The sequence below is a fragment of the Caloranaerobacter azorensis DSM 13643 genome (genome assembly GCF_900129995.1).
In the GTDB taxonomy this organism is placed as follows: domain Bacteria; phylum Bacillota; class Clostridia; order Tissierellales; family Thermohalobacteraceae; genus Caloranaerobacter; species Caloranaerobacter azorensis.
This window is the reverse complement of the sequence record NZ_FQXO01000116.1, coordinates 1-5,315: the sequence shown is the minus strand read 5'-3', so window position 1 is coordinate 5,315 and position 5,315 is coordinate 1. Positions and strand designations below refer to the sequence as shown.

Here is a 5,315-nt window from a genome sequence, read left to right as displayed (position 1 = left end):
TTATTGTTCCTTCTTCTAATAATCCTTTTTTTATATCTCTTTCTGTATCCCATATATTCCATCCTAATTCCGATAATAACTCTGCATCTGTTATAGCATATGGTATATCTGTTAAACTTGTTTTTATCTTCATCTTTGCTGCAATTGATAAAGCTAATATATTTTCCATTGGTATGTGCTTATTTTTCTTTCGCTTATCTTTGAATGCTTTTGTTAAATCCTTTATTAACCCCTTTCTATTCATTTTCATTATTATATCGTCTATTAAATTTGGAAAACTTATATCAGCTGCATCAATTCTTCCTTTTTTAATTGATTCTATTATTTTTTCTTTGTCTTTTCTACTTATCTGCATCATATATTATTTATCGGCACTTCTTATCATTATCTTAAATTACGAATTGAAGTTAATTTTATTATTATATATTTCTCTCAACAAGTTTTATATTTAATAAACTGTTTTATTTTGTCATAAATTGTATGTATTGAATTTCCTTACCACATAGCTTTATTACAAAATTTTAATATTTACTATGTCATGTTTCGACATGCCTTCTATAATACATGTATTATTATATAAGATAAACATAAATAATTTTAAGGAGGTCTAACATAAATGAATAAAAAAACAAAAATTCTAATAATAACAATAGTTGTAATAATCATTGTTGGAATATACTTTTTTAATAATCGAAAAACATTAGTTTATAATGAATTCGATTCTATATCAAATTATATTATAGAAGAACTAAAAAAAGAATATCCTCTATCATATATCGAAAAACCAACAATAACAGTTTACCCTGGAAATGATAAATTGAATAAATATTGGGTTAATACTACTTTTAATGCTCTTAATGATAATACAGCTTTTCTAAAACAAAAATCAATTTATATACTAAATCAAGAAAAAAATATTGCAACAAAAATTATTATTAGCTATGAACCTAATATAAAACAAAAATATTATTTATCCGTTAATCGAATTGATTCTATTCCCATAGATTATAAAGAATTAAATGTAAAACTTTCTCCTACTTTTAGCAATTCTATTACTGCAAATGGATTATTTATTCAAGTTACTACAATCTGTACAAATCAAGCAAATATAAACAGAGAATTTGAAAAAAATATGATAAAAATAAATACCGATATAACTTCTAAAATTCAAGAATATATATTAAAAATAGAAAAGTAATCAAATTCAGATATAAATTGCCCTCTTAAGAAAATTCTTAAGAGGGCAATCTTATATATCATACTGCCTTCTTATTATCTAAAAACTTAAACTGCGACATAAACAGATTATAATAAATACCCTTCATTCTCATAAGCTCATCATGATTACCCATTTCTTTTATCCTTCCATCATCAATAACAAATATACGATCCGCATTCTGAATTGTTGAAAGACGATGTGCTATGACAAAAGATGTTCTACCTTTTAAGAGTCTCTCTATTCCTTTTTGAACTAGTCTCTCTGTATGCGTATCAATACTAGATGTAGCTTCATCCAAAATTAAAATTCTTGGATCTGCAAGTAAAGCTCTTGCAAACGCTATTAATTGTCTCTGCCCTACAGATAATCTTGTTCCTCTTTCATTAATATCTGTATCATACCCATTTGGCAATTTCATAATGAAATCATGAGCATAAGCCGCTTTAGCTGCTTTAATTATTTCTTCATCGGTTGCATCAAGTTTACCATACCTTATATTTTCCTTTATCGTACCAGAAAATAAAAATGTATCTTGAAGCATAATCCCCATTTGACTTCTCAAAGTTTCTAATCTGACATCTGAAACATTATATCCATCTATTAAAACCTCTCCACTATCTACATCATAAAATCTCGCTATTAAATTTACTATTGTTGTCTTACCAGCTCCGGTTGGCCCTACTAATGCTATTGTCTCTCCAGCTTTAACACTAAAATTTATATCTTTCAAAACAATTTCATTATCATCATAGCTGAAATTAACATGCCTAAACACAACATTTCCTTTTATTTTCGGCATAGTTTTAGCACATTTTTTATCTTCTATATCAGGCTTTATATCCATTATTTCAAATATTCTCTCTGCTGCCGCCATATTTGTAATTAAATTGTTATAAAAATTACTTAAATTCATTATCGGCCGCCAGAACATTGATATATAGCTTATAAATGCAACCAAAAGCCCTACACTAATCTCTCCAGTATTTAATAATTTTACTCCATACCAAAACACTATTACTGAACCTACTCCCCATGAAATCTCAACTAATGGCCAGAATAAATCACTTGCTTTTGCCGCCTTTATAAATGCTGCATTAAGTTCTGCTAATATCTCACTAAATCCTCTGCTAGTCTTATCTTGGGCAGCAAAACTCTGCACAACCCTAATCCCAGAAAAATTTTCATAAATATATCCTTTCATATTTGAGTTTTTCTTCCTAAATAACTGCCATCTCTTTCTACATGTAACCTCGACTAAAAACATAAACACTAATAAAAATGGCAATGTTACCAAAGATACTAAAGCTAATTTTAGATTCATAGAAATCATTATCACTACAACAGCTATCAAAGTAACTAAATCTGGAATTAAATTTGTAACACTACTCGTAAATAGATTGTTTAAAGAGTTTACATCTCCAATAATTCTAGCAATAATTTTCCCATTTGGACGATTATCAAAGAATTCAAATGATAGTTTCTGTATATGTTCATACAGCTGATGCCTTATAGTAACTAATATATTATTAGTTATTCTCGCCATCTTCTTAATTCTCCATCTAGAACAAATCATAGAAACTATATTGATTAAAATTACTAATCCTCCTAGCAAAAAGAGTCCTTTTATATCTTTATTGGCTATATATTCATCTATGCCTAATCTAAAAAAATACGGATTGAGAAGATTAACCCCAATAACAACTCCCATTAAAACAAGTACTTGAAAAACTTCAAATTTATATGGCTTTAAATATGAATACAACCTCTTGATAATATCTCTCTTTACAATTTCATTGAGCTTTTCATCTTGTCTTACTGTATTTTTAGCCATTATACCACCTCCTTATTCTCTGTATAAAGGCCCTTTGTCTGCTCAAAGTATGTGTCATAATATTTTCCTTTCTTCTTTAGGAGTTCATCGTGTGTACCTCTTTCAACGATTTCACCATTTTCAAGTATAATTATTTCATCGGCATTTTTTACTGCTGAAATTCTATGGGCAATTATAAATTTAGTTATTTCATTCCTATTCTCTATGGCTCTTTCAATCTTATACTCCGTTTCCATATCTAAAGCCGAAGTTGCATCGTCTAATATTAAAATTTTCGATTCTTTAGCTAATGCTCTTGCTATAGAAATCCTCTGCTTTTGTCCTCCAGATAAACCAACACCACGTTCACCTATTATCGTATTAAATCCATCTTTCATTTCCATGACAAAATCATACACCTGTGCATCCTTTGCTACTCTCACTATATCTACATTTTCCGTATCTTTCACTCCGAATTTTATATTTTCTTCAATAGTATCTGAAAATAAAAATACATCCTGCATTACTACAGATATTTGATTTCTCAAAAAATTAAGATCGATATCTTTAATATCTATACCATCCAACAGTATTCTTCCTCCAGTACAATCGTAAAATCTCGGTATTAAATTAACTAATGAACTCTTTCCCGAACCAGTAGTCCCCATTATTGCAATTGTACTGCCCGGCTTTGCATCAATATTTATATTCTTTAAAACCTTTACTCCATCATATTCTAAAGATACGTTTTCAAATTTAATATGTCCTTTAACAAATTTTGGTGTTATTGGGTTTTCTGCATTTTTGATAGTAGGTTTTTCATTAAATATTTTATCAATCTTTTTCAAAGAAGCATTACACTGTCCAAGTATATTAGTAAGCCATCCCAACATTCTCATAGGCCAAATAAGCATAGATGTATAGAAATTAGCCGCTACTAATGTTCCTATTGAAATATCTTCTTTGATTACTAAAAGCCCTCCAACTGTTATTATTAAAATACTTATCGCATTTGATAAAAATTCTATAATAGGATGATATTTAGCCCAGATATCAGCCTGTTTTACATTTAATCTGTAATTTTCTTTATTTTGATTTAGAAATTTTTCAATCTCATATCTTTCTCTAGCAAATGCCTTAACTAATCTTACTCCTGCTACATTTTCTTGAGCTGTTGTATTGAGTAATGCACCTTGATCGCTTATCTTTTCATATACTTCACCTATCTGTTTTTCTAATATTACTGCAAGATATGCTATTAACGGCATTGTAGCAAGACTTAACAAGGCTATTTTCCAATTTAATGTAAATAACATTATTGTAGCAACTATAAAATAAATCATCTGTTCAATGAATAACATGCTACCAAATCCCAAAGCATGCCACACATTATCTACATCTTCAGAGAGCCTCGATAAAATCTCACCAGTATTCATACCATCAAAATATGAAAATGATAAAGTCTGTATATGATCAAATAAATCTTTTCTAATTTCTTTAACTATTTTACTACTAGCAATATCAAATAAATATTCTTTAATATATCCCAAAATAGCTCTTGACAAGGTTATCCCAATAAGAGCTAAAAGTAATTTCCATAAAATTTCAGTTGTACCCCCAACTATAACATCATCAATTATAATTTTAGTTAATCGTGGATTAAACATATCAAGTGCCATAGCTATCATCATCGAAAGTATAGCTATTAAATAATACCATTTATACTTGTTTATATACTTCCATATCCTTTTCAAATTGATTCCCCCTCTTCCTATATTTTATTAATTATCTCTGTCTTTCTTAATATTTCTTAGAATCGCTATTATATTTGTTCCTATAACAGAGATTAAAACTACTATTTAAATAGATTCTATTGTTTTTTATTTGAATATTTGTAATTTTATTGAATGCAATAAGTATACTTACTAAAACAAGCAATATAATTTACTTATTTTACCATTAATTATATGAAAGTTTTAGAGAGGTATCTCACCTTTTTTATCCTCTGATTTACCCTCTTATGTCCCTCTGGATCACATTATCTATTATGCGTCCTAACATTCCTTCGTTCTATCTTTTAAGGATAGGTGAGTTCTATTACTTGTATACTGGGTCTATGCCCTTATGGAGGAATTAGGCTTTCCTCACCTAAAACTTTGTTTTTTAGATTAATATAAATAATATTTATCCTACATTTATAAAGTATTAAGCTGCTAAAAGTTCTTGAATCTGTTTTAAACGTACTTCTCCTAATGCTTTTTTAGGATTATATTTTTCTTTATTTTT

The 5,315-nt window shown here is 28.3% G+C and carries 4 protein-coding genes; 1 reads left to right on the top strand and 3 read right to left on the bottom strand.

The features are described from left to right. The coding region (locus BUB51_RS12100) for a hypothetical protein (RefSeq protein ID WP_278294499.1) at window positions 1-358 on the bottom strand (358 nt) is incomplete at its 3' end. A gap of 258 nt (window positions 359-616) precedes the next feature. Here BUB51_RS12100 and BUB51_RS12095 point away from each other — a divergent pair. Continuing rightward, complete coding sequence (locus tag BUB51_RS12095; RefSeq protein WP_073198038.1) at window positions 617-1,198, top strand: hypothetical protein; 582 nt, start codon at window positions 617-619, stop codon at window positions 1,196-1,198. A gap of 58 nt (window positions 1,199-1,256) precedes the next feature. Here BUB51_RS12095 and BUB51_RS12090 read toward each other — a convergent pair whose 3' ends face one another. Both BUB51_RS12090 and BUB51_RS12085 read right to left on the bottom strand, forming a co-directional pair. Continuing rightward, the gene (locus BUB51_RS12090; RefSeq protein WP_073198036.1) at window positions 1,257-3,050 is read right to left on the bottom strand and encodes an ABC transporter ATP-binding protein; all 1,794 of its coding nucleotides are present in this window, start codon (window positions 3,048-3,050) and stop codon (window positions 1,257-1,259) included. Then, window positions 3,050-4,783, bottom strand: a complete 1,734-nt coding sequence (locus BUB51_RS12085) for an ABC transporter ATP-binding protein (RefSeq protein WP_073198034.1) — start codon at window positions 4,781-4,783, stop codon at window positions 3,050-3,052. The genes BUB51_RS12090 and BUB51_RS12085 overlap by 1 nt, the downstream gene beginning before the upstream one ends. Window positions 4,784-5,315: the final 532 nt, after the last annotated feature.

What these genes read in the sequence shown, in the direction of transcription:
- BUB51_RS12090 (WP_073198036.1), bottom strand. Translation starts at nt 3,050, where the DNA reads ATGGCTAAAAATACAGTAAGACAAGATGAAAAGCTCAATGAAATTGTA.
- BUB51_RS12095 (WP_073198038.1), top strand. Translation starts at nt 617, where the DNA reads ATGAATAAAAAAACAAAAATTCTAATAATAACAATAGTTGTAATAATC.